Consider the following 24,492-nt stretch of genomic DNA (forward strand, 5'->3'; position numbering starts at 1 on the left):
CTCACGGAGGGATCACCTTGACGCAGACCATCGCCCCCCGCCGCGTACGGACGTGGGCGCTGCTGTTCCTGGCCGTCGTCGGCGCGCTCCTGGCCTCGGCCGGGCCCGCCGGCGCGCACGCCGCGCTGACCGGCAGCGACCCCGCGCAGGGGGCGGTGGTCCAGCAGGCCCCCGCGCAGGTCACGCTGACCTTCTCCGAGAAGGTCGCCACCACCGACGACTCGCTGCGCGTCCTCGACCCCAAGGGCAAGCGGGTCGACGCCGGCAAGCCGACGAACGCGAGCGGTACGACGTACGCCCTGCGGCTGCACAGCGGGCTGCCCGACGGCACGTACACCGTGACCTACCAGGTGGTGTCCGCCGACAGCCATCCCGTCTCCGGCGCCTACACCTTCTCCATCGGCGCGCCCTCCGCGACCGTCGTCTCGGCGTCCGGGCCGGAGGCCGGCGGCGGGGTCGTGGGCGGCCTGTACGGCTTCGGGCGCTATCTGTCGTACGCCGGGTTCATCGTGATGGTCGGCGGGGCCGCCTTCGTGCTGGCCTGCTGGCCGCGCGGGACCTCGGTGCGGGCGGTGCAGCGGCTCGTCGTCTCCGGCTGGCTCGCGCTCACCGGCGCCACCCTGTTCCTGCTGCTCCTGCGCGGCTCGTACACCGGCTCCGGGGCGGTCGGCGACATCTTCGACCTGGGGCTGCTGGGCGATGTGCTGCAGACCAAGACGGGCGCGGCGCTGGTCTCCCGGCTGCTGCTGCTCGCGGCCGCCGCGCTGTTCATCGCCGTGCTGTTCGGGGCGTACGACAAGCGCGAGGACGAGGAGAAGCGGGACCTGACCTTCGGGCTGGCCATCGGCGGGACCGTCGTGGCGGCCGGGCTCGCGGCCAGCTGGGCGATGGCCGAGCACGCCTCGACCGGGATCCAGCCCGGCCTCGCCATGCCGGTCGACGTCCTGCATCTGCTCGCCGTCGCCGCCTGGCTCGGCGGGCTCACCACCCTCCTCGTCGCGCTGTACCGCGCGCCCGCCGACCAGCCCGTCGAGGCCACCGCCGTACGACGGTTCTCCACCGTCGCCTTCGGTGGCGTGCTGACGCTGGTCGCGACCGGGACCTACCAGTCGTGGCGGCAGCTCGGCTCGTGGTCGGCGTTCACGGACACGACGTACGGGCAGCTGCTGCTGGTGAAGATCGGGCTGGTGGCGGTGCTGGTCGGGATCGCCTGGATCTCGCGGCGGTGGACGGCGCGGCTGGGGGATGCGCGAGAAAGCGCGCCAGAGAAGGCGAAGGAGCACGTCACCGCGGGTTCCGGCGGCGACGCCAAGAAGGGTGACACGGACGGTGACGCCGGGAAGGCTGACGCCGACGGTGACGCCAAGCGGGCGTCTCAGCTCGCGCGGCAGCGGGCCGCCGTCGATGCCGCGCGGCAGAAGCGGCTGCGGGACTCCGACACCAACCGCTTCGGGCTGCGCCGCTCGGTGCTCGCCGAGGCCGGGGTCGCCGTCGTCCTGCTCGCCGTGACGACCGCGCTGACGTCCACCGAACCGGGCCGTACCGAACAGGACGCGAAGGCCGCGACGGCGGCCAACTCGTCCTCCTCGTCGTCCTCGTCCTCCTCGTCCGACGGAACGTCCGGGGCGCTCACCCTGGACATGCCCTTCGACACCGGCGGCACCGACGGCAAGGGCGTGGTCAGCGTCGATCTCGATCCGGCGCGGACCGGCGCCAACGAGATGCACGTCTATGTCACCCGGCCCAACGGCCGCGCCTTCGACGTCCCCGAGGTGAAGGTCGCCTTCACCCTGGAGGCCAAGAAGATCGGGCCGCTGCCCGTCGTCCCCGACCACATCACCACCGGCCACTGGTCGGCGAGCGGAGTGCAGATCCCCCTGGCCGGCGACTGGAGGATCGCCGTGACCGTGCGGACCTCCGACGTCGACCAGACGACCGTCTCCAAGAACGCGCAGATCGGCTGAACCGCACATGCCCGACCCGACCCTTTCGCAAGCCCCCGCCCCGGCCGAGCCCGGGCAGCAGTCCCCCGGCCTCTCACGGCGTGCCCTGCTCGGTACGGCCGGGGCGACCGGACTGGTGCTCGGCGCGACGGGCGGCGCCGTGGGGTACGCGGCCGCGCCCGACGGGCCCACGCCGCTGTCCTCCGTCGGCAGCGAGCGCGCGATGTTTCACGGGAAACATCAGCCCGGCATCCTCCAGGGCCTCCAGGCCCGCGGCCATGTCGTCGCCTTCGACCTGGCGGCGGGCGCGGGCCGCAAGGAGGCCGCCGCGCTGCTGCGCCGCTGGTCGGAGGCGGCACGGCGGCTGATGGCGGGTGAGGCGGCGCCCCACGACGACACGGATGTGGCCCGGGACGCGGGCCCCTCCGCGCTGACCATCACCTTCGGCTTCGGCCACAGCTTCTTCGCCCGGACCGGCCTGGAGAAGCAGCGGCCGGTCGCGCTGGACCCGCTCCCGGACTTCTCCTCCGACCGTCTCGACAAGGCCCGCAGCGACGGTGACCTGTGGGTTCAGATCGGTGCGAACGACGCCCTGGTCGCCTTCCACGCCCTGCGCGCGATCCAGAAGGAGGCGGGCGCCGCGGCGAGGGTGCGCTGGCAGATGAACGGCTTCAACCGGTCGCCGGGCGCCACCACCCACCCCATGACGGCCCGCAATCTGATGGGTCAGATGGACGGCACGCGCAATCCGAAGCCGGACGAGGCGGACTTCGACCGCCGGATCTTCGTTCCGGCCGGGGGGACGCCCGCCTGGATGGCGAACGGCTCCTACGCCGTCGTACGCCGTATCCGCATGCTCCTGGACGACTGGGAGAAGCTGACGGTCGCCGCGCAGGAGCAGGTCATCGGGCGTCGCAAGTCCGACGGGGCGCCGCTGACCGGGGGCGGCGAGACGGCGGAGATGGACCTGGAGAAGACCGACGCGAACGGCGATCTGGTCGTCCCGCTGAACGCGCACGCGCGCATCAGCCGGCCCGACAAGAACGGGGGCGCGGCGATGCTGCGGCGGCCGTTCTCGTACCACGACGGCATCGACCCGGACGGCACGCCGGACGCGGGGCTGCTCTTCATCTGCTGGCAGGCCGATCCGCTGCGGGGCTTTGTCACGGTGCAGCGGAAGCTGGACCGCGGGGACGCGCTGTCGGCGTTCATCCGCCACGAGTCGAGCGGCCTGTTCGCCGTGCCGGGCGGGGCGGCGGAGGGGGAGTACGTGGGGCAGCGCCTGCTGGAGGGGTGAGCGCTCCTGGTCCGTGAAGGCCCCGGAGCTACGGCGATGAGGGTGCCGGACGCCGTGAGGTCACGCCGGTTCACCCGGTCGTGAGACACCGGCGCCCGGCCGCAGCAGGCCCATTAGGGTGAGGTCATGCCAGCGAGCTATGCGTATCTCGGTCCCGAGGGCACCTTCACCGAAGCGGCCCTGCGTACGCTTCCCGAGGCGGCCACCCGGCAGCTGATCCCGTACGTCTCCGTGCAGTCCGCCCTCGACGCGGTGCGCGGCGGCGAGGCCGAGGCCGCGTTCGTGCCGATCGAGAACTCCGTCGAGGGCGGCATCACCACCACCCTCGACGAGCTGGTCGCGGGCGCCCCGCTGATGATCTACCGCGAGGTGCTGCTGTCGATCACCTTCGCGCTGCTGGTCAGGCCGGGCACGCAGCTGTCCGACATCAAGACGGTCTCCGCCCATCCGGCCGCCCAGCCGCAGGTGCGCAACTGGCTGCGGAAGAACCTGCCGGACGCCCAGTGGGAGTCGGCCGCCTCGAACGCGGACGCGGCCCGCCTGGTCCAGGAGGGCCAGTACGACGCGGCGTTCGCCGGCGAGTTCGCGGCCGCGCTGTACGGGCTGGAGGCCCTGGAGACCGGCATCCACGACGCGGAGAACGCGCAGACCCGCTTCGTGCTGGTCGGTCGGCCGGCCCGGCCCGCGGCGCCGACCGGTGCGGACAAGACGTCGGTGGTGCTGTGGCAGCGTGACGATCACCCGGGCGGGCTGCGTGATCTGCTCGGCGAGTTCGCGACCCGGGGCATCAACCTCATGCTGTTGCAGTCCCGGCCCACGGGTGCCGGTATCGGCAACTACTGCTTCTGCATCGACGCCGAGGGGCACATCTCCGACCGGCGGGTGGCGGAGGCGCTGATGGGCCTGAAGCGGATCTGTCTGGAGGTGCGCTACCTGGGCTCCTACCCGAGGGCGGACGCGACGGCGGCGGACGTGGCGCCGCCCCGGCCGGGGACCTCGGACCAGGAGTTCACGTCGGCGGCGGACTGGGTGGCCCGCTGCCAGGACGGTCGGTTCTAGCCAGTCAGCCCGCCTGTCGTCGTTATCCACAGGAGTTATCCACAGGCTGTCGTCTCGACCTGGGGACAAGTCGACAGCGATGCCTCACCGGGTCGACAAATCTCCCTTCTGGGCCCTTCCGGGCCCGTCACCCCACAGGTCACCCTTCGTCCACTTGTTTCCTTCGATCAATCCTTTGGGGCGACCCTTTTCCACTCGAAAGTGACCCCGGGGCCGGTTTGGTCCGTGAATTCCTCATCCCGGAAATCGACACCGGAATGATCGATTCCAATGTCCACAGATCTTCCGCACACCCTGTGGATAACCGCGCGGAACGCTTGGTTCCCTGTGGACAACACCCCCGCCAAGTGCCGTTCTCCACAAGGAAATCCGGTCAACACCGGACCTCCACGCTGCCCCGTCCCAGGGAGTGAGACACTTTTCCTTGACGCACCCCGACACGCTCGGCAATTCCCCCATAACGGTACGTAAGGCGCGCTTCGCAATAGTGAGTCGTGGGCGATGACCACGCACCGGTAGCCTTGACCCCGTGATTGACCTTCGCCTGCTCCGTGAGGACCCCGACCGTGTGCGCGCGTCCCAGCGCGCCCGTGGAGAGGACGTCGCGCTCGTCGACGCTCTCCTGTCTGCCGACGAGCGGCGCAGGTCGTCCGGCGTCCGCTTCGACGAGCTGCGCGCCGAGCAGAAGGCGCTCGGCAAGCTCATCCCCAAGGCCGCCGGCGACGAGAAGGCCGAGCTGCTCAAGAAGGCCGGCCAGCTCGCCTCCGACGTCAAGGCGGCCGACGCCGAGCGCGACGCGGCCGACGCCGAGACCCAGGAGCTGCTCCTGAAGCTCGGCAACCTCGTCCACCCCGACGTCCCCGTCGGCGGCGAGGAGGACTTCGCCCTGCTGGAGACGCACGGCACGATCCGCGACTTCGCCGCCGAGGGCTTCGAGCCCAAGGACCACCTGGAGCTCGGCCAGCTCCTCGGCGCGATCGACGTGGAGCGGGGCGCCAAGGTCTCCGGCTCGCGCTTCTACTTCCTGACCGGCGTGGGCGCCCTGCTGGAGCTCGCCCTGGTCAACGCGGCGATGGCCCAGGCCACGGCGGCCGGCTTCACGCCGATGCTCACCCCGGCGCTGGTCCGCCCCGAGTCGATGGCCGGCACCGGCTACCTCGGCCAGGACGCGGAGGGCGTGTACTTCCTGGAGAAGGACAACCTCTACCTGGTCGGCACCTCCGAGGTGTCCATCGCCTCCTACCACCGCGACGAGATCCTCGACGCCGAGCGCCTCCCGCTGCGCTACGCCGGCTTCTCGCCGTGCTTCCGCCGCGAGGCCGGCTCGCACGGCAAGGACACCCGCGGCATCTTCCGCGTCCACCAGTTCGACAAGGTCGAGATGTTCTCCTTCGTCGCCCCGGAGGACACCCAGGCGGAGCACCAGCGCCTGCTGGAGTGGGAGAAGCAGTGGCTGACGTCGCTGGAGCTGCCGTTCCGCGTGATCGACGTCGCCTCCGCCGACCTCGGCTCCTCGGCCTCCCGCAAGTTCGACTGCGAGGCCTGGATCCCGACCCAGGGCAAGTACCGCGAGCTGACCTCGACCTCGGACTGCACCGAGTTCCAGTCCCGCCGCCTCCAGATCCGCGTCCGTGAGGGCAAGACCGTACGACCGCTGGCCACGCTGAACGGCACGCTGTGCGCCGTCCCGCGCACGATCGTGGCGATCCTGGAGAACCACCAGCAGGCCGACGGCTCCGTCCGCGTCCCCGAGGTGCTGCGTCCCTACCTCGGCGGCCGCGAGGTCCTGGAGCCGGTCGCCAAGTGAGCACCGGCTTCCCGTACCGGCTGATCGCGACCGACCTCGACGGAACGCTCCTGCGCTCCGACGAGTCGGTCTCGCGACGCACCCGTGAGGCGCTCGCGGCGGCCACCGCCGCGGGCGCCGCGCACATCGTCGTCACCGGCCGCGCGGTGCCCTGGACCCGGCACATCCTCGACGACCTCGACTACCAGGGCCTCGCCGTCTGCGGCCAGGGCGCACAGGTCTACGACGCCGGCGCGCACCGCCTGCTGACGTCGGTGACCCTGGACCGGCAGCTGGCGGGGGTGGCGCTGGCCAAGATCGAGGCGGAGACCGGGCCGCTGCATCTGGCGGCGAGCCGGGACGGCCTGGACGGCGAGGTGCTGGTGGGTCCGGGGTACGCCCTCACCGGGGCGCTCCCCGCGACGCCATTCACGGACGCGTCCGACCTGTGGAGCGCCCCGCTGAACAAGATCTACATACAGCATCCGACGCTCACGGACGACGAGCTGGCGGAGACCGCCCGTCGCGCCGCGGGCGGCTTCGTGAACGTCGCGATGGCGGGCGCCGGCATCGTCGAACTCCTCCCCCTCGGCCTGTCCAAGGCCACGGGCCTCTCCCTGGCGGCCCGCCGCCTGGGCCTCAAGGCCGCCGACACGATCGCCTTCGGGGACATGCCGAACGACATCCCGATGTTCGCCTGGGCATCCCGGGGCGTGGCCATGTCCAACGCCCACGAGGAGCTGAAGGCGGTGGCCGACGAGGTGACGTCCTCGAACGAGGAGGACGGCGTCGCGGTGGTGCTGGAGCGGTTGCTGGGTTAGGGGATCGCCGAAGGCGATCAGGGGCGCGGGGCTGTACCGATATGCGGCTCCGCCGCGTGGGCGCGACCAGCCACAGCGCACCCGCACCCATCCGACGGGCCATCGGTTTTTCGGCCAAGACCCAGTGGCAACGCCACTCGGCCAATCCTCCGGGTGGGCGGCCCACGCGAGAGCGACATCGCGTGCTCGAAGCGGCCGCCCCGGGCAGTACATCCCGCTGCGGGCTCTACGGAGAGGTAACGGCTACTCCGGAGTCCGCCGCGGGCTGCCCTGACGGGAGCTGGACGTACTGTCGTGCATGGACATCGTCCCGCTCCTCTCCCGGTACGTGGCGCCGGACCTCGACCCGTCCGGCGGTGTGAACACAACCACTGTGCCGGTCGGACGAGTTGGACGCCACCGAATAAAACGGCCGTACGAGGTCAGCGCCGCCGCCACCTGCGCCGGCGCGCCTTGCTGAAGAACCAGCCGGCCGGCGGGTCGTCGGAACGCCACGGCTGCGGCTCGGGCTCCTCGGCGCGCCAGCGGGCCGCGAGCATCCTGGCCCGCGCGGACGGCTCGGACGTCTCGGCGGCCCGTATGAACTCCTCGTCCAGGACGAGCCCGTCCCACACGTCCCCGCCCCGCTCGCGATCCTCGTACTCCGGCGCCCCGTTCGCCATGTCCGTCCTCCTAGCCCTGCGTCCCCGTCTGCCCAGTGTGCGCGGAGAGAAGTGAAGGCCCCGTCAAAGGCATCGGTCACTCCTCCCCGGCCAGCGTCAGCGACCGGAGTTTCTGGCCCGCGTACCAGGTCGCCAGTACGGTCACCGCGACCAGCAGCACCGTGGCAGTCGTGAGGCCCACGTCGGAGGTGACGAGGTCCCCGCCGGCCACCTTGTGGGCGACGGCGAGCGACCACTGCTGGACGCTCAGGGTGCGGGCGCCCGGTACGAGGGAGCCGAACAGGGCCTCCCAGACCAGCGCGTAGACGAGCCCGAAGACCACCGCGTGCCGGGACACGGTGCCCAGCAGCAGGAACAGTGCCGCGTAGGCGATGGAGGAGACCAGCGCCGCGACCGTGTAGGCGACGGCGATCTGCTGGCCGTTGCCGTTGAGGATGAAACCGGCGATGAGCGTCGGCAGGGCCGAGAAGACCATCGTCACCGCTATCGCCACGATCAGCTTGGTGAAGATGATCGTGGGCCGCTTCAGCGGCTTGGACAGCAGGTAGACGACGGAGCCGTCGTCGATCTCCGGGCCGATCGCGCCGGTGCCGGCGATGACTCCGATGATCGGGACCATCGTGGCGAGCGCGAGCCCGCCGAGCAGGTCGGACGCGGTCTGGTCGTCGGCGCCGGCGAGGCCCCGGACGACCACGGAGATCGCGATGAGCAGCAGGGGCAGGGCGCCCAGGATGAGGGCCCGACGGCGGCCGAGCAGGGCCCGGTAGGTGAGCCGGGCGACGGTGGGGTCGTACATCTTCGGCCTCCTACGCCGCGACCAGGTACGAGAAGACGGACTCGAGGGACTCGTCCGACGGTGAGACGGTGAGCAGCCGGATGCCGTGGTCGCGGGCGACCCTGGGCAGCAGGACGGTGAAACGGCCGAAGTCGACGGCCTGGACGCGCAACGCGCCCTCCGCCAGGTCGACCTCGATGCCGGATGTCGACGGGTCGGCGATCAGCGCGGCCGCGAGGGCGCGGTCGTCGCTGGAGCGCACCAGGTAGCGGTGCGGGCGGTCGGTCATCAGCCGGCGGATCTTGCGGAAGTCACCGCTCGCCGCGTGCCGTCCGGCGACCACGACCTCGATGTGCCAGGCGAGTTGCTCGACCTCTTCGAGGATGTGGGACGAGAACAGCACCGTGCGGCCCTCGTCGCCCATGCGCCGCAGCAGATCCATGAGCTGCATGCGCTGGCGCGGGTCCATGCCGTTGAAGGGCTCGTCGAGCAGGAGCAGCGAGGGGTCGTGCACGAGGGCGCTGGCCATCTTCACGCGCTGGCGCATGCCCTTGGAGTACGTGGAGATCTTGCGGTCCTGCGCGTACTCCATCTCCACGGTGGCCAGGGCCTTCTGGGCCGCCTTGGCGCCGAGGCCGTGCAGTTCGGCGTTGGCGACGACGAATTCGCGGCCGGTGAGGAAGTCGTACATCGCCTCGCGCTCGGGGACGATGCCGATGTGCCGGTAGATGTCCTCGTTGCGCCAGACCGGCTGTCCGTCGAGGGTGACCGTGCCGGTGGAGGGGGCGAGGAAGCCGCCCATCATGTTGATGAGGGTGGACTTTCCGGCGCCGTTGGGGCCGAGCAGGCCCGTGACGCCGGGGCCGATGGTCATGGTGATGTCGTTGACGGCGACCACGTTGCCGAACCAGCGGGAGACATGGTCGATGGAGAGCGTGGTCACAGGCCCACCTTCTTGTAGCGGCGCATCAGGAGGCCGTAGCTCGCGGCGATCAGGCCCAGGGTGACGAGGACGTAGACGACCCCTTCGGAGTGCGAGGGGCCCACCGCTCCGGGGAAGGCGGAGGTGGCGCCCAGGAAGGCGGACTGCACCCCGTCGATGAGGGTGACCGGGGAGAACAGGCCGATCCACGGGATGGCGCGGGTGCTGTCCTGTGCCTCCGCGATGGCCTGGAGGGTGGAGACGGCGCCGTAGGAGATGGTCAGGACGGCGATGACGGCGGCGATGCCGAAGCCGCGGCGCGGGGTGATGGAGGCGATGACCAGGCCGATGCCGGCGAAGAGCAGGGAGAGCAGTGCCACGGAGACGAGTCCCTGCGCGAATCCCTTGGTCTGGTCGGTGAAGTCGAGCTTGGCCAGCAGCGCGCCCACGTAGAGCACGAGCAGCGGGGCCGCGGTGAGCAGGAACAGCGCGGAGGCCAGCGCCGCGAACTTGGCGCGGACGTAGTCGGCGGTCTCGATGGGCCGCGAGAAGTACAGCGGGACGGTCTTGAAGCGCAGGTCGCGCGAGACGGACTGGGGTGCCTGCGAGGCGACGTAGAGGCTGATCACGGCCTGGAGGACGATCGCGTAGCGGGTGTAGTCCAGGGGGAGTTCGTTCGCCTTGGTGGCGACCGCGACGGCCACCATGATGGCCGCGGGCACGCACATCACGGCGAACAGCAGCATCGGCAGCACCTTGGACTTCACCGAGCGGCCGAGGCCGTAGGCGCCGCGCAGGGACTGCGAGTACAGGGAGCGGCGGGCGTAGGCGCGGCCCAGGCGGGGGCCGTCGTAGGTGCGGTAGCCGATGTTGTGGATGCGGGTCTGGTCGCCCGGCGTCGCCGGGGGATGTTCAACCGCCATGACCGACGGCCTCCTTGCGCTGCTCGTCGCTGCTGGTGAACACCTCGGAGATGTGGTGCCGTCGCTGTTCCATGCGGACCAGGCCGAGGCCGAGGTCGGCGACGACGTCGCGCACCAGGTCGTACGTCTCCTCGCCCTGCGCGGTGAGCAGCAGGATGTGGCCGGCGCCGGGCAGGCCGTCGCTGCCGTCCTGGACACTCAGCCCGCGCGCGTGGAGCGCCTCGCGCACCGCGCGCGTGCCGTCGGGGTGGTCGTCGCTGTCGGTGACCTCGATCGCGAGAGTGGTCGTGGTCTGGGTGAAGTCGGTGGTGGAGCTGGAGCGCAGGAGCTTGCCGCCGTCGACGACGACCACGTGGTCGCAGGTGCGCTCCAGCTCTCCGAGGAGGTGCGAGGTGACCAGGACCGAGATGCCGAAGTCGGTGTGGATGCGGCGGATCAGGCTGAGCATCTCGTCGCGGCCGACCGGGTCGAGGCCGTTGGTCGGCTCGTCGAGGAAGACCAGCTGCGGGTCGTGCACCAGGGCCTGGGCGAGCTTGACGCGCTGCTTCATGCCGGTGGAGTAGCCGCCGATGGGGCGGTAGCGCTCCTCGTACAGCCCGACGTGGCGCAGGGTGTCGGCGGTGCGCTCGCGCGCGGCGGCGGGCGGCAGGCCGGACATGCGGGCCATGTGCACGACGAACTCGGTGGCCGAGACGTCGGGCGGCAGGCAGTCGTGCTCCGGCATGTAGCCGACGCGCTCGCGGATGGCGGCGCCCTTGGTGGCGACGTCGAGGCCGAGCACCTCGGCACGGCCCTCGGTCGCGGGGGACAGACCCAGCAGGATCTTGATCAGGGTGGACTTGCCGGCGCCGTTGGCTCCGACGAGTCCGGTCACACCGGCTCCGATGTCCACGGACAGCCGGTCGAGCGCGGTCACCCGGGGGAACCGCTTGCTCAGGCTTTCGGTCGCGATCACAGTCACGTCGTCGACGGTAGTGATGTGCGCCACGGGGGTCGTCAGACCGGAGAGCCGTCTTGGGGTCAGTCTCCAGATGTACGGGTCCCGTAAGGGATCCCCTGCTTGAGAGGTACGGGGCGCCACCTATTGACGCCCGGTCTAACAAATGCCAGATTCTGGATGTCAAGTTACGAGCACGTACCGCAACGGTGGCGAGGTGGCATGGCTACGGCGTTGACCAGTGAACGCTCGGCGGAACTGCAGGGTTTCCGCACCGTCCAGCGCCTCGCCTACGAGTGCGCGCAGACGGTCGCGGCCCGGCTGGAACCGGGCGTCACCGAGCGTGAGGCCGCACGGATGCAGCGGGAGTGGCTGCGCGAGCGCGGGGTGCGCGACTGGTTCCACCTCCCCTTCGCCTGGTTCGGCGACCGCACCGCCTTCGTGGACTTCCGGATCCCGCTCCAGTTCTTTCCCACGAACCGGCGCCTGGAGCCCGGGATGCCGTTCATCCTGGACATGGCCCCGGTGTTCGAGGGATACACCGCCGACATCGGCTACTCGGGCTCGCTCGGCCCCAACCCGGTGCAGGACAGGCTGATGGCCGATCTGGAGGAGCACCGCGCGCTGATCCTCGCCGAGGTGCGCGAGCGGCGGCCGCTGCGCGAGATCTACCAGGACGTGGACCGCCTCATGGTCCGCCAGGGGTACGCCAACCGGCATCGCGCCTACCCCTTCGGCGTGATCGCGCACAAGGTGGACCGGGTGCGCGAACGGCGCTTCTCCCCCCGGCTGTTCGGGTTCGGCACGCAGTCGCTGAAGGGGCTGGCCGCGGACGCGCTGCACGGCCACCGCGAGGGCTGGTCGCCCCTGTGGTCCCCGTACCGCTTCTCCGACCACCCGCCGCAGCCGGGCCTGTGGGCGGTCGAACCCCATCTCGGATTCCGGGGTACGGGCGCGAAGTTCGAGGAGATCCTCGTCGTCACCGACGCGAAGGATCCCGAGGAGAGCGCGTTCTGGCTGGACGACGATCTGCCGCATGTGCGGCGCTGGGCGGAGGGGAAGTGACGGTGTCTCTCGACGGGGCGCGCGAGCGTTGTATCAGGACCGGCGGCATCGAGCTGCGCGTGGCCGAACTGGGCGATCCGGAGCGGCCGACGGTGGTCCTGGTGCACGGCTACCCGGACAGCAAGGAGGTGTGGTCCGAGGTGGCCGCCCGCCTCGCCGACCGCTTCCACGTCGTGCTCTACGACGTCCGGGGCCACGGCGGTTCCACGGCGCCGCGACCGCTGCGCGGGGGCTTCACCCTGGAGAAGCTCACGGACGACTTCCTGGCCGTGATCGACGCGGTCAGCCCCGGCCGGCCGGTGCATGTGGTGGGGCACGACTGGGGCTCGGTGCAGTCCTGGGAGTTCGTGACCGTGGGGCGCACGGAAGGGCGGATAGCGTCCTTCACATCGATGTCCGGCCCGTCCCTGGACCACTTCGGCCACTGGATCAACAGCCGGATGCGCAAGCCGACTCCGCGCCGGGTGGGCCAACTCCTCGGCCAGGGCGCCAAGTCCTGGTACGTGTATCTGCTGCACACGCCCGTGCTGCCCGAACTCGCCTGGCGCGGACCGCTGGGCCGGCGCTGGCCGGCGATGCTGCGCCGCCTGGAGAAGATGTCCGGCGACGGCTATCCGACACCGTCCCTGCCGTCGGACGCGGCCCATGGGGCCTGGCTGTACCGGGACAACGTCCGGCAGCGGCTCTCCCGTCCGCGCGCCGACGCGTACGCGCACGCGCCCGTGCAGCTCATCACGCCTTTGGGGGACGCCTACTTGTCCCCGAAGCTCTATGACGATCTGGAGCAGTGGGTTCCGCAGCTGACCCGGCGCACGGTCCAGGCCAAGCACTGGATTCCGCGCACGCGCCCCGATCAACTGGCGGGCTGGATCGCCGAGTTCGTCACCTCGGTCGAGGGCGGCCGCCCCGAGCCGGCGCGCGGCGGCGGGCCCTACGCCGACCGTTTCGGCGGACAGCTCGTGCTGGTCACCGGCGCGGGCAGCGGCATCGGACGAGCCACCGCCTACGCGTTCGCCGAGGCGGGTGCGCGTGTGATCGCCGTCGACCGGGACGCCGAAAGTGCCGCGCGTACGGCCGAGATGAGCCGTCTGATCGGGGCGCCGCAGGCGTGGGCGGAGACGGTCGACGTCTCCGACGAGCAGGCGATGGAGAAGCTCGCGGAGAAGGTCCACAGCGACTACGGCGTGGTGGACGTGCTGGTGAACAACGCCGGCATCGGCCTGTCCGGCTCCTTCTTCGACACCACACCGGAGGACTGGCGCCGGGTGCTCGACGTCAACTTGTGGGGTGTCATTCACGGTTGCCGTCTCTTCGGCGCGCGGATGGCCGAGCGCGGTCAGGGCGGTCACATCGTCAACACCGCGTCCGCTGCGGCGTACCAGCCCTCCCGGGTGCTGCCCGCCTACAGCACCTCGAAGGCGGCGGTCCTGATGCTGAGCGAGTGCCTGCGGGCCGAACTCGCGGGCCAGGGCATCGGGGTGAGCGCGATCTGCCCCGGCATCGTCAACACCGGTATCACCTCGACCGCCACGTTCGTGGGAGTGGACGCGGAGGAGGAGAAGCGCCGGCAGAAGCGCTCCGCGCGTGCGTACGGGCTGCGCAACTACCCGCCGGAGAAGGTCGCCGACGCGATTCTGCGCGCGGTCGCGCACGATCGGGCGGTGGTGCCGGTGACGCCGGAGGCGCGGGGTTCCCACCTCCTGTCGCGGTTCGCACCAAGGGTGTTGAGGGCGCTGGCCCGCTATGAGCCGCGTATATAAGCCCTGTTGATCAAGTGACTCTCCGTTGACCCAGGTTGGCGAAATGCCGGAAATCTACTGCTAGTTGTCCACAGCGCGGCCAATTCGCCTGTGGATAACTACAGTTGGTTGTGGATCAAACATCCGGAGCAAAATCATTCGCGTGATTCCCGTCTCTCCCGCCACGCTGGAGGGATGCACGCTGACGACATGGACGAGCGACGCACCGTGAAGGTGTCGAAGTATCTCTCCAAGCACCTGCGCCATCAGCCCGAGCGGATCGGGCTCACGCTCGACGAGGGCGGCTGGGTCGAGATCGACACGCTGATCGCCGCGGCGGCCGCGCACGGCTTCCGCTTCACCCGGGAAGAACTGGACCACGTGGTCGCCGCCAACGACAAGCAGCGCTTCGCCGTCGAGGGCACCCGCATCCGCGCCAGCCAGGGCCACAGCATCGAGGTCGACCTCGGACTGCCCCCGGCGACACCACCTCCGTACCTCTACCACGGCACCGTGGCCCGCAGCCTGGACGCGATCCGCGCCGAGGGTCTGCGGCCCATGAACCGGCACGACGTGCACCTATCGGCCGACCGCGAGACCGCCACCAGGGTCGGCGCCCGGCGCGGCCGCCCCGTCGTGCTCTCGGTCGACGCCGGCGCCATGCACCGCGACGGCCACGTCTTCCACGTCAGCGCCAACGGGGTGTGGCTCACCCGGGCCGTGCCCCCGCAGTACCTGCGATTTCCCGAGTCCCGGTAACCCCGTTCAGGCATGATCAGTGGTATGGACCACTTGCCCACGACCGAGGCCGCCGTCGCCGCCCTGCGCACCCTCGCCACCGCGTACGGCCGCGACATCCGGGTCTCCCACGACATCGGCGCCGATCAGACCTCCCGCCGCAGCGCCGCGGGGGTCGGCGTCACCACCGACCCGGACGGCTCCCTGCCGCACGAGGCGTACGCCGAGCTGAGCGGGCGCCCCCAGGTGAGCGTGCGGCTCTACGCCGAGGACGACGCCCTGATCACCGTCGACGGCATGGAGTGCCCCGATGTGGCCCGCGACGACGTCCCCGCCTTCCTGCGCGCCCTCTACGAGAATCACGCCTGGGTCAAGGCACGCCGCTTCCCGCCGGGCCACTTCCTCATCGTGCCGCTCCCCGGTGACCGCACGCACAAGGAGTACGTGCCGATGATCGGCCTCAGTCCGTGGCTGAGCAGTCGCGTACGGTGACCCGCGCCGGGGCTGTTTCACGTGAAACACGTCGGCCCGCATACGCTCGGGGCATGAGTCTGCGTCTGAGCACCGTGATCCTCCCCTACCGCCGCTGGCACGACGGCGGCCGTTCCGCGTGGACGCGGGCGGAGCAGCTCGGTTTCCACACCGCGTACACCTACGACCATCTGTCCTGGCGCAGCTTTCGCGACGGGCCGTGGTTCGGGGCGATACCGACGCTGACCGCCGCCGCGGGCGTCACCGACCGCCTGCGCCTGGGCACGCTGGTCACCTCCCCGAACTTCCGCCACCCGGTGACCCTCGCCAAGGAGCTGATCTCCCTGGACGACATCTCCGGTGGCCGTGTCACGCTCGGCATCGGAGCGGGCGGCACCGGCTTCGACGCCACCGCGCTCGGCCAGGAGCCCTGGACCCCGCGTGAGCGCGCCGACCGCCTCGCCGAGTTCGTCCCCCTCCTCGACCGGCTGCTGACCCAGGACTCGGTGTCGTACGAGGGCGACTTCTACTCGGCGCACGAGGCGCGCAACATCCCCGGCTGTGTGCAGCGCCCCCGGCTGCCCTTCGCCGTCGCCGCGACCGGCCCGCGCGGGCTGAGGCTGGCCGCACGGCACGGGCAGGCATGGGTGACCACCGGCGACCCCAAGCTCTTCGAGAACGGCACACCGGAGGAGTCGGTACGGGCTCTGCGTGGGCAGCTCGACAAGCTCGACGCCGCCTGCGTGGCCGAGGGGCGGGACATGGCCGGGCTGGACAAGATCCTGCTCACCGGTTTCACGCCGGACCGCGGCCGGCCGCTCGCGTCGCTGGACGCGTTCGTCGACTTCGCGGGCCGTCACCAGGAGCTGGGCTTCACCGAGCTGGTGATCCACTGGCCCATCCCGGACTCCGACTTCGCCGCGGACGAGAAGGTCTTCGAGCAGATCGCGATGGAAGCGCTGCAGCAGCTGGCGTGAGGTGAGCGCAACTGGCGTGTCCTGGCCCGAGTGTCGTCTGTGCCTCATCTGTGCGGACTGCCGCACGCCCGTGCGGGCATATGCGCGAGAATGACCGGGTGACCTCAGCGACCAGAGAGCCCGAGACCCCGCCCGCGACACTCCCGCCCCGGCTGATCGCCACCGACCTCGACGGCACGCTGCTGCGGGACGACAAGTCGGTCTCGCCGCGCACGGTCGCCGCTCTCGCGGCCGCCGAGGACGCGGGCATCGAGGTCTTCTTCGTCACCGGCCGCCCGGCCCGCTGGATGGACGTGGTCAGCGACCACGTCCACGGCCACGGCCTGGCGATCTGCGGCAACGGCGCCGCCGTGGTCGACCTGCACGGCGGCCCCGGCGCCCACCGGTTCGTGAAGGTGCGGGAGCTGGCGCGGGAGAACGCGCTCGACGCCGTAGGCCTGCTGCGGGACGCGGCGCCCGGCACGGTGTACGCGGTGGAGCAGACGTACGGCTTCAACCAGGAGCCGGACTACCCGAAGCTGCACATGGAGATACCGGACGTGCTCGCGCCCGCCGAGGAGCTGCTGGGGTCCGGCGGACCGGCGGCCGACGAGCCCGTGCTCAAGATCCTCGCCTACCACCCCACGCTCGACCCGGACGCCTTCCTCACCCTCGCCCGGCTGGCCGTCGGCGAGCGCGCCAACGTCACCCGTTCCAGCCCCAGCGCCCTGCTGGAGCTCAGCGGACCCGAGGTCTCCAAGGCCAGCACCCTCGCGCTGTGCTGTGCGGAGCGCGGCATCTCGCACGAGCAGGTCGTCGCCTTCGGGGATATGCCCAACGACGTCGAGATGCTGACCTGGGCGGGACGGTCGTACGCCATGGGCAACGCCCACCCGGACGTGATCGCGGCCGCCTCCGGCCGGACCGTCGCCAACAACGAGGACGGCGTGGCCGTCGTCATCGAGCAGCTGCTGGAGGAACTCGCCTAGAGCCGCCTCCCTTTCGCGTCCTGCCGGCGTCGCGGGGTCCGGCTACCCGAGCGGTACCCCGCGGTCGGCCAGCCAGGGCACCGGGTCGACCGCCGAGCCCGTCTCCGGGGTGACCCGCACCTCGAAGTGCAGGTGCGGGCCGGTGGAGTTGCCCGTCGTGCCGGACTGACCGATCCACTGACCGGGGGCCACCCGCTCGCCCTGGTCGACGGCGACGGACGCGAGATGGGCGTACTGCGTGTAGTAGCCGCCGTCGTGTTCGAGCACGATCTGCATGCCGAACGCGCCCCCGCAGATCACCCGCACCACCCGGCCCGCGCCCACCGCCCGCACGGGCGTCCCGATGGGCACCGCGAAGTCCTGCCCGGTGTGCCGGTTCGCCCAGCGCGTCCCGCCGCTGCCGAAGCCCGCCGACAGCTGGTACGTCTCCACCGGCGCCACCCACGCCTGCGAGAAGCGCGTCGGCGGCTGGTCCAGCCGTACCGCGCCCCGGCACGAGCCCGCCGCGGCCGACGCGTCCGCCTGCCCTTGCAACTGCTGGCGCGCCGCCTCCAGCTTGTCCTCGATGCCTTTCTTCAGGGTGGCGAGTTCGGCGGAGCGCCGCTCCAGCGCCTCCCAGGCCGCGGCCGCCCTCGCCTCGTCGGCGGCCAGCCGCGCCTCGGCCCGGTGGCTCTTGTCGAGCGCGTTCTCCACGGTGAGACTCGCCTGCGAGAAGACGTGCTGACCGCGCATCAGCTCCTCCGGGCTGCCCGCCAGGACGATCTCCGCCGCCGCGGGAAGGCCGCCGCTGCCGCGGTACTGGGCCCGCGCCATCCGGCCCAGGTCCTCGCGCAGGACGGCCAGCTCCTGCCGCTCGCGGGCGAGCAGCCCCTCGAACCGCTGCGCCCTGCCCCGCTGTTCGTCCGCCGCCCGGCGGCCCTCCTCGTACCGGCGGGTCGCCACCGCCGCGTCCTCGTACAGCCGCGCGACCTCGGCGCTGATCCCGGATCCGTCGCCCGCCGTACCGTCCCCGGGCTCCCCGTCGGCGGAGCTCGGCCGCGCCGCGAGAACCGCGGCCGCACACAGCAGGACGGGAACGAGCAGGGGAAAGCGGCGAGATGAGCGCATGTCAGCGATCGTGACCCGGCGGCCCCGCGAGGGCCCAGTTCACGTCGTACGCCCGGGGGACGGCCCACCCCGGATGGCCCACCCGACGGCCCGTCTCAGTGCGGGGCCGACGCCAGGTCGGCCAGCGACTCCGTCGCCCTCTCCCGCTCGATCATCTCGCGCAACGGCCCCTCCACGGCCGCCAGCTCCGCGTACGAGCCGTGCTGCGCGATCCGGCCCCCGTCCAGGACGATCACCTCGTCCACCGCTTCCAGCCCCGCCAGACGGTGGGTGATGAGCAGCGTCGTACGGCCCTCGGTGGCGGCCAGCAGATCGGCCGTGAGCGCGTCGGCCGTCGGCAGGTCGAGGTGCTCGGCGGGCTCGTCGAGGACGAGGACGGGGAAGTCGGCCAGCAGGGCCCGGGCCAGCGCGAGCCGCTGCCGCTGGCCGCCGGACAGCCGCGCCCCGTGTTCCCCGACCAGCGTGTCGAGCCCGTCGGGCAGCCCGTCGGCCCACTCCAGCAGCCGGGCCCGCGCCAGCGCGTCGCGCAGCTCGGCCTCGCTCGCCCCCTTCCGCGCCAGGAGCAGGTTCTCGCGCACCGAGCTGTCGAAGAGGTGCGCGTCCTGCGCGCACAGCCCGACGAGCCGTCGTACGTCGTCGCCGTCCAGGGCGTCCGCGTCCACGCCGCCCAGGGTGTACGTGCCGGCGTCCGCGTCCAGGAAGCGCAGCAGCACCTGCGCGAGCGTCGTCTTGCCGGAGCCCGAGGGGCCGACCACGGCGATACGGCGGCCCTCGGCCAGCGTGAGACCCACCCCGGCGAGCGCGTCCCGCTCCTGACCGGCGTACCGGGCGGACAGCCCCCTGACGACGAGCGGGAAGGGCGACACGGGCGCCCGCAGGGGCCGTCGCGGCTCGCGCACGGGCTCGGGGGAGTCCAGCACGTCCAGGACCCGCTCGGCGCTCCTGCGCACCCGCTGCCGGTACTGCACGGCGAGCGGCAGCCCCAGCACCGCCTCGAAGGCGGCCAACGGGGTCAGGACGACGACGGCCAGGACGACGCCGTCGAGCCGTCCGTCCGCGACCGCCCGGGCGCCGACGAACGCGGTGGCGGCGACGGTCAGACCGGAGACCAGCGCGGTCAGCCCGTCACCGAGCGCCGTGGCCGTCGCGCCCCGTGAGGCGATCCGGGTGAGCACGCCGTCGGCCCGGCGCGCCTCGGCGGTACGGGCGGGCAGCGCCCCGGCGACGGTCAGCTCGGCGGTGCCGGTGAGCAGGTCGGCCACCCGGGTGGCGAGCACCCCGCGCGTGGGCGCCAGCCGGCGTTCCGCGCGCCGGGCCACGGCACCGGTGAGCAGCGGGACGCCCACGCCGGCCGCGACCAGGCCGGCGGCGAGCACCGCGCCGGCCTCCGGCAGCAGCCAGGCCGTGAAGCCGACGGCACCGGCGGAGACCACGGTGGCGGCGGCCGCGGGCAGCAGCCAGCGCAGCCAGTAGTCCTGGAGGGCGTCCACGTCGGCCACGAGCCGCGCCAGCAGATCGCCCCGGCGGGTCGTGCGCAGGCCCGCGGGCGCCAGCCGCTCCAGGCGCCGGTACACGGCGACCCGGGTGTCGGCCAGCATCCGCAGCACCGCGTCGTGCGACACGAGCCGCTCGGCGTACCGGAACACCGCGCGCCCGATGCCGAAGGCCCGGGTCGCCGTCACGGCCACCATCAGATAGAGCACCGGCGGCTGCTGCGAGGCCCGGGAGATCAGCCATCCGGAGGTCGCCATGAGCCCCACGGCACTCCCGAGCGCGAGGCCGCCGAGCAGCAGAGCGAGCACGAGCCGCCCCCGCCGGGCCCCGGACAGCCCCCGCACCCGCCCGAGAGCGCTCCGCGACCGATGCTCCGCGCCGCCCACTTCGGCGACTCCGCCACCGTGCCGCTCAACGCCCGCCCCCGGCCCGCCCACACCGGATCCCGGCGCCTGGACACCCGCCCCGGCCCCCGCACCACGCTCATTCACCCCGCCGCCCGCGCCGTCTGCGGCCATCTCGCCCCCGGCGCCGCTCGAACGCACCCCGGCCCCGGCGCCCACTCCATCCGTGGCGGCCTCCGGCAGTCGCACCACGCGGCCCGCCACACCCAGCAGTGCCGGTCGGTGCACCACCAGCAGGACCGTCCGCCCGACCGCCAGCCGTCGTACCGCCGCCACGACCTCCGCCTCGGTCTCCCCGTCCAGCGCGGCCGTCGGCTCGTCCAGCAACAGCACCGGCCGGTCCGCGAGGAACGCCCGGGCCAACGCGAGCCGTTGCCGTTGCCCCGCCGAGAGCCCGGCGCCGTCCTCCCCGAGCACGGTCCCCGCACCGGCGGGCAGCGCGTCCACGAACTCCAGCGCGCCGGCGTCCGCCAGGGCCCGGCGTACGGCGTCGTCGTCGGCGTCGGGACGCGCCAGCCGTACGTTCTCGGCGATGGTCCCGGCGTACAGATGCGGGCGCTGCGGCACCCAGGCGATCCGCGCCCGCCACTGCTCCAGGTCGAGACCGGCGAGATCGGCTCCCCCGACGCTCACCCGGCCCTCATCGGGCCGTACGAACCCGAGCAGGATGTTCAGCAGCGTCGACTTGCCGGCGCCGCTCGGTCCGACGAGCGCGACCGTCTCGCCCGGCTCGACGGTGAACGACACGTCGGTCACCGCGTCCCCGGACCGCCCGGGGTAGCGGACGCTCACGCCCTCGAAGGCCAGGGCGCCCACCGGCACCGCGCCCTCGCCCGACGCGGGCAGGGGTGTCTGAAGGACCTCGAAGATCTCCTCCGCCGCCGACAGTCCCTCGGCGGCCGCGTGGTACTGCGCGCCGACCTGCCGCAGCGGCAGATACGCCTCGGGGGCGAGCACGAGGACGACCAGGCCGTTGTAGAGGTCCATCTCGCCGTGCACGAGCCGCATGCCGATGCTCACCGCGACCAGGGCCACCGAGAGGGTCGCGAGCAGTTCCAGGGCGAACGACGACAGGAACGCGATCCGCAGCGTCCGCATGGTCGCCTGCCGGTACTCACCGGTGATGCGCCGGATCGACTCGGCCTGCGCCTTGGCCCGCCCGAACACCTTCAGCGTCGGCAGACCCGCGACGACGTCCAGGAAGTGCCCGGACAGCCGGGACAGCAGCCGCCACTGACGGTCCATGTGGGACTGGGTCGCCCAGCCGATCAGCATCATGAAGACCGGGATCAGCGGCAGGGTGCCGACGATGATCGCGGCCGACACCCAGTCCTCGGTCACGATCCGCGCCAGTACCGCCACCGGCACGACCACCGCGAGTCCCAACTGCGGGAGGTAGCGGGAGAAGTAGTCGTCCAGGGCGTCGACGCCCCGGGTCGCGAGGGCGACCAGCGATCCGGTCCGCTGCCCGCTCAGCCCGGCGGGACCGAGCAGACCCGCCCGCTCCAGCAGGCGCCCCCGCAGCTCCGACTTCACCGCCGCGCTCGCCCGGTGGGCGGCCAGCTCGGTGAGCCAGGCGACGAGCGCCCGACCCCCGGCGACCGCCGCCAACAGCAGCAGGGGAGTGCGCAGGTCGGCGGCGGAGTGACCGTGCTGGAAGGCGCCCACCACGACCTCGGCGATGAGCATCGCCTGCCCGATGACCAGCAGGGCACCGACGGCGCCCAGGCCGACCACGGCCACCAGGAAGAACCGGGTGGCCCGGGCGTAGCGCAGCAGACGCGGATCGATTGGTTTCACGTGAAACACACCTCAGTGCGCGGTTTCGGCGATGTGCTGTGTGCCGATCCGCTTGCGGAACACCCAGTAGGTCCAGCCCTGGTAGAGCAGCACGATCGGCATGGCGATCCCGGCGCACCAGGTCATGATCTTCAGGGTGTACGGGCTCGACGAGGCGTTGGTGACCGTCAGGCTCCAGTCGTCGTTGAGGGTCGACGGCATGACGTTGGGGAAGAGCGTCAGGAAGAGCATCGCCACGGCGGCCACGATGGTGACGCCGGAGAGGGCGAACGACCACCCCTCACGCCCGGCCTGATTGGCCGCCAGCGCGCCGACCAGTGCGGCGACCGCCACGACCAGGGCCACCAGGCTCTGCGCGTCCCCGCTCTCGACCTGCGTCCACAGCAGGAAGAGCAGCGCGAGGACGGCGGTCACGAGACCCACCTGAAGCGCCAGCTTCCGTGCCCGTTCCCGAATGTCACCGACGGTCTTGAGCGCGGTGAACACGGTCCCGTGGAAGGTGAACAGGGTCAGGGTCACGAGACCGCCGAGCAGCGCGTAGGGGTTGAGCAGGTCCCCGAGGGTGCCGACGTACTCGTGGTGCTGGTCGATCTTCACGCCCCGCACGATGTTGCCGAAGGCGACGCCCCAGAGGAACGCGGGGATCAGGGAGGACCAGAAGATCGCGGTCTCCCAGTTGCGCTGCCAGTTCTCCTCGGGCCGCTTCGCCCGGTACTCGAAGGCGACGCCCCGGACGATCAGGCTGACCAGGATGATCAGCAGCGGCAGATAGAAGCCGGAGAAGAGCGTGGCGTACCACTCCGGGAAGGCGGCGAAGGTCGCGCCGCCGGCGCTGAGGAGCCACACCTCGTTGCCGTCCCAGATGGGCCCGATGGTGTTGATCAGCACCCGCTTCTCGGCGCGGTCACGGGCGAGCAGCTTGGTGAGGATGCCGACCCCGAAGTCGAAGCCCTCCAGGAAGAAGTAGCCGGTCCACAGGACGGCGATCAGGACGAACCAGACGTCGTGCAGTTCCATGACGGTGCAGCTCCCTCGGCCTAGTAGGAGAAGGCCATCGGCTTGTCGGCGTCACGGGGATCGCCGCCGATCTTCGTGGGCGGGTTGAGGTCGGCCTCGGTCAGCTCGGGCGGGCCGGCCTTCACGTACTTCACCAGCAGCTTGACCTCGACGACGGCGAGGACGGCGTACAGGGCGGTGAAGACGAGCATCGAGGTGAGGATCTCGCCCTGGGAGACGCCGGGGGAGACCGCGTCGCGGGTCTGCAGGACGCCGTAGACGACCCACGGCTGGCGGCCCATCTCGGTGAAGATCCAGCCCCAGGAGTTGGCGATCAGCGGGAACGCCATGGTCAGGACGGCGATGCGCCAGTACCACCGGCTGAGCTGGGGGCCGAGGGGCTTCTTGGCCCGGGGCAGCAGCACGAGATGCGGCACCTCGTCGTCACCGACCCGCAGGGCCTGCGGCAGCAGGAACTTCTTGCGGGTCAGCCAGAGTCCGAGCAGACCGAGGGCGAAGGACGTCATGCCGAAGCCGATCATCCAGCGGAAGCCCCAGTAGGCGACGGGGATGTTGGGCCGGTAGTCGCCGGGCCCGAACTTCTCCTGCTCGGCCTTGTTGACGTTGTTGATGCCGGGGACATAGGAGCTGAAGTCGTCCTTGGAGAGGAAGGACAGCAGTCCCGGGACCTCTATCGCGACCTTGTTGTGTCCCTTGTCGACGTCTCCGTAGGCGAAGATCGAGAAGGGCGCGGGGGCCTCGCCGTCCCACAGGGCCTCGGCGGCGGCCATCTTCATCGGCTGCTGCTCGTACATGATCTTGCCGAGGGTGTCGCCGCTGATCGCGGTGAGCAGACCGCCGATGACGACGGTGACCAGGCCGAGCCGCAGCGAGGTCTTCATGTCGCTGATGTGCTTCTTGCGCAGCAGGTGGAAGGCGGAGATGCCGACCATGAAGGCGCCACCGGTCAGGAACGCGGCGGACAGGGTGTGGAAGGCCTGGGCGAGCGCGGTGTTCTGGGTCAGTACGGCCCAGAAGTCGGTGAGCTCGGCGCGGCCCTTCGCCTCGTTGATCCGGTAGCCGATCGGGTGTTGCATCCACGAGTTGGCCGCGAGGATGAAGTAGGCCGACAGGATCGTGCCGATCGAGACCATCCAGATGCAGGCCAGGTGGATCTTCTTCGGCAGCTTGTCCCAGCCGAAGATCCACAGGCCGATGAAGGTGGACTCGAAGAAGAAGGCGATGAGGGCCTCGAAGGCGAGCGGAGCGCCGAAGATGTCACCGACGAAGCGGGAGTAGTCCGACCAGTTCATGCCGAACTGGAACTCCTGCACGATGCCGGTGACCACACCCATCGCGATGTTGATCAGGAAGAGCTTCCCCCAGAACTTGGTCGCCCTGAGGTACTTCTCCTTCTCGGTGCGCACCCAGGCGGTCTGAAGACCGGCCGTGAGGGCGGCGAGCGAGATCGTCAGGGGGACGAACAGGAAGTGGTAGACGGTCGTGATGCCGAACTGCCAGCGCGCCAGAGTCTCCGGCGCCAGAGCCAGGTCCACGTCGCCGCTCCTTACCTCACAGGCTGTGGAACAGATGCACACGCGAGCGCTT

Annotated in this window: 20 protein-coding genes; 11 read left to right on the plus strand and 9 right to left on the minus strand. The window is 71.4% G+C overall.

Annotated elements, in window-relative coordinates; translation table 11 throughout:
- Positions 1-17 precede the first annotated feature (17 nt).
- The 5 genes from ACZ5NW_RS13675 to ACZ5NW_RS13695 all read left to right on the plus strand — a co-directional run bounded on the left by ACZ5NW_RS13675 (position 18) and on the right by ACZ5NW_RS13695 (position 6,906).
- Entirely contained in the window at positions 18-1,964 is a 1,947-nt protein-coding gene (locus tag ACZ5NW_RS13675) for a copper resistance CopC/CopD family protein (RefSeq protein ID WP_468743997.1), read from the plus strand.
- 7 nt (positions 1,965-1,971) lie between these two features.
- Entirely contained in the window at positions 1,972-3,240 is a 1,269-nt protein-coding gene (gene efeB, locus ACZ5NW_RS13680) for an iron uptake transporter deferrochelatase/peroxidase subunit (protein ID WP_468743998.1), read from the plus strand.
- Positions 3,241-3,366: 126 nt separating this feature from the next.
- Entirely contained in the window at positions 3,367-4,299 is a 933-nt protein-coding gene (gene pheA / locus ACZ5NW_RS13685; protein WP_468743999.1) for a prephenate dehydratase, read from the plus strand.
- A 529-nt stretch (positions 4,300-4,828) separates the two neighbouring features.
- On the plus strand, positions 4,829-6,106 hold the full coding sequence (gene serS, locus ACZ5NW_RS13690; protein ID WP_468744000.1) for a serine--tRNA ligase: 1,278 nt from the start codon (positions 4,829-4,831) through the stop codon (positions 6,104-6,106).
- Positions 6,103-6,906, plus strand: coding sequence for an HAD family hydrolase (locus ACZ5NW_RS13695; RefSeq protein WP_468744001.1), 804 nt, complete (start codon positions 6,103-6,105; stop codon positions 6,904-6,906). The genes serS and ACZ5NW_RS13695 overlap by 4 nt, the downstream gene beginning before the upstream one ends.
- A 422-nt stretch (positions 6,907-7,328) precedes the next feature.
- Here the strand turns inward: ACZ5NW_RS13695 and ACZ5NW_RS13700 are convergent, their stop codons facing one another.
- The 5 genes from ACZ5NW_RS13700 to ACZ5NW_RS13720 form a co-directional block, all read right to left on the minus strand.
- Positions 7,329-7,568 carry an SGM_3592 family protein gene (locus ACZ5NW_RS13700; RefSeq protein ID WP_468744002.1) on the minus strand — a complete coding sequence of 80 codons (240 nt, stop codon included), beginning with the start codon at positions 7,566-7,568 and terminating at the stop codon, positions 7,329-7,331.
- Positions 7,569-7,644: 76 nt separating this feature from the next.
- Positions 7,645-8,364 (minus strand): ABC transporter permease, encoded by a 720-nt coding sequence (locus tag ACZ5NW_RS13705; protein ID WP_361273584.1) that lies wholly within the window; start codon positions 8,362-8,364, stop codon positions 7,645-7,647.
- A 10-nt stretch (positions 8,365-8,374) separates the two neighbouring features.
- Positions 8,375-9,286: an ABC transporter ATP-binding protein gene (locus ACZ5NW_RS13710; protein WP_468744003.1), complete on the minus strand. Its 912-nt coding sequence runs from the start codon at positions 9,284-9,286 to the stop codon at positions 8,375-8,377.
- The gene (locus ACZ5NW_RS13715; protein WP_468744004.1) at positions 9,283-10,188 is read right to left on the minus strand and encodes an ABC transporter permease; all 906 of its coding nucleotides are present in this window, start codon (positions 10,186-10,188) and stop codon (positions 9,283-9,285) included. Before ACZ5NW_RS13715 ends, ACZ5NW_RS13710 begins: the two co-directional genes overlap by 4 nt.
- The gene (locus ACZ5NW_RS13720) at positions 10,178-11,143 is read right to left on the minus strand and encodes an ABC transporter ATP-binding protein (RefSeq protein WP_468744484.1); all 966 of its coding nucleotides are present in this window, start codon (positions 11,141-11,143) and stop codon (positions 10,178-10,180) included. Before ACZ5NW_RS13720 ends, ACZ5NW_RS13715 begins: the two co-directional genes overlap by 11 nt.
- A 204-nt stretch (positions 11,144-11,347) precedes the next feature.
- Here ACZ5NW_RS13720 and ACZ5NW_RS13725 point away from each other — a divergent pair, with 204 nt between their 5' ends.
- The 6 genes from ACZ5NW_RS13725 to ACZ5NW_RS13750 all read left to right on the plus strand — a co-directional run bounded on the left by ACZ5NW_RS13725 (position 11,348) and on the right by ACZ5NW_RS13750 (position 17,083).
- On the plus strand, positions 11,348-12,190 hold the full coding sequence (locus ACZ5NW_RS13725; protein WP_468744005.1) for a M24 family metallopeptidase: 843 nt from the start codon (positions 11,348-11,350) through the stop codon (positions 12,188-12,190).
- Between the two features lie 2 nt (positions 12,191-12,192).
- A complete protein-coding gene (locus ACZ5NW_RS13730) occupies positions 12,193-13,950 on the plus strand; it encodes an SDR family oxidoreductase (protein ID WP_468744485.1) in 1,758 nt (585 codons plus the stop codon).
- 189 nt (positions 13,951-14,139) lie between these two features.
- Positions 14,140-14,688 (plus strand): RNA 2'-phosphotransferase, encoded by a 549-nt coding sequence (locus ACZ5NW_RS13735; protein ID WP_468744006.1) that lies wholly within the window; start codon positions 14,140-14,142, stop codon positions 14,686-14,688.
- A 24-nt stretch (positions 14,689-14,712) separates the two neighbouring features.
- Positions 14,713-15,159 (plus strand): hypothetical protein, encoded by a 447-nt coding sequence (locus ACZ5NW_RS13740; RefSeq protein ID WP_468744007.1) that lies wholly within the window; start codon positions 14,713-14,715, stop codon positions 15,157-15,159.
- A 53-nt stretch (positions 15,160-15,212) separates the two neighbouring features.
- Positions 15,213-16,115: an LLM class flavin-dependent oxidoreductase gene (locus ACZ5NW_RS13745; protein WP_468744008.1), complete on the plus strand. Its 903-nt coding sequence runs from the start codon at positions 15,213-15,215 to the stop codon at positions 16,113-16,115.
- Between the two features lie 80 nt (positions 16,116-16,195).
- A complete protein-coding gene (locus tag ACZ5NW_RS13750) occupies positions 16,196-17,083 on the plus strand; it encodes an HAD hydrolase family protein (protein WP_468744009.1) in 888 nt (295 codons plus the stop codon).
- 42 nt (positions 17,084-17,125) lie between these two features.
- On the opposite strand, the gene ACZ5NW_RS13755 is transcribed toward ACZ5NW_RS13750, so the two are convergent.
- The 4 genes from ACZ5NW_RS13755 to ACZ5NW_RS13770 all read right to left on the minus strand — a co-directional run bounded on the left by ACZ5NW_RS13755 (position 17,126) and on the right by ACZ5NW_RS13770 (position 24,440).
- Positions 17,126-18,190: a M23 family metallopeptidase gene (locus ACZ5NW_RS13755; RefSeq protein WP_468744010.1), complete on the minus strand. Its 1,065-nt coding sequence runs from the start codon at positions 18,188-18,190 to the stop codon at positions 17,126-17,128.
- A 95-nt stretch (positions 18,191-18,285) separates the two neighbouring features.
- Positions 18,286-21,888 carry a thiol reductant ABC exporter subunit CydD gene (gene cydD, locus ACZ5NW_RS13760; RefSeq protein WP_468744011.1) on the minus strand — a complete coding sequence of 1,201 codons (3,603 nt, stop codon included), beginning with the start codon at positions 21,886-21,888 and terminating at the stop codon, positions 18,286-18,288.
- A 12-nt stretch (positions 21,889-21,900) separates the two neighbouring features.
- Positions 21,901-22,905, minus strand: a complete 1,005-nt coding sequence (cydB, locus tag ACZ5NW_RS13765; protein ID WP_468744012.1) for a cytochrome d ubiquinol oxidase subunit II — start codon at positions 22,903-22,905, stop codon at positions 21,901-21,903.
- A 20-nt stretch (positions 22,906-22,925) separates the two neighbouring features.
- Complete coding sequence (locus ACZ5NW_RS13770; RefSeq protein ID WP_468744013.1) at positions 22,926-24,440, minus strand: cytochrome ubiquinol oxidase subunit I; 1,515 nt, start codon at positions 24,438-24,440, stop codon at positions 22,926-22,928.
- Positions 24,441-24,492: the final 52 nt, after the last annotated feature.

Source organism: Streptomyces sp. NPDC032126 (assembly GCF_055580085.1).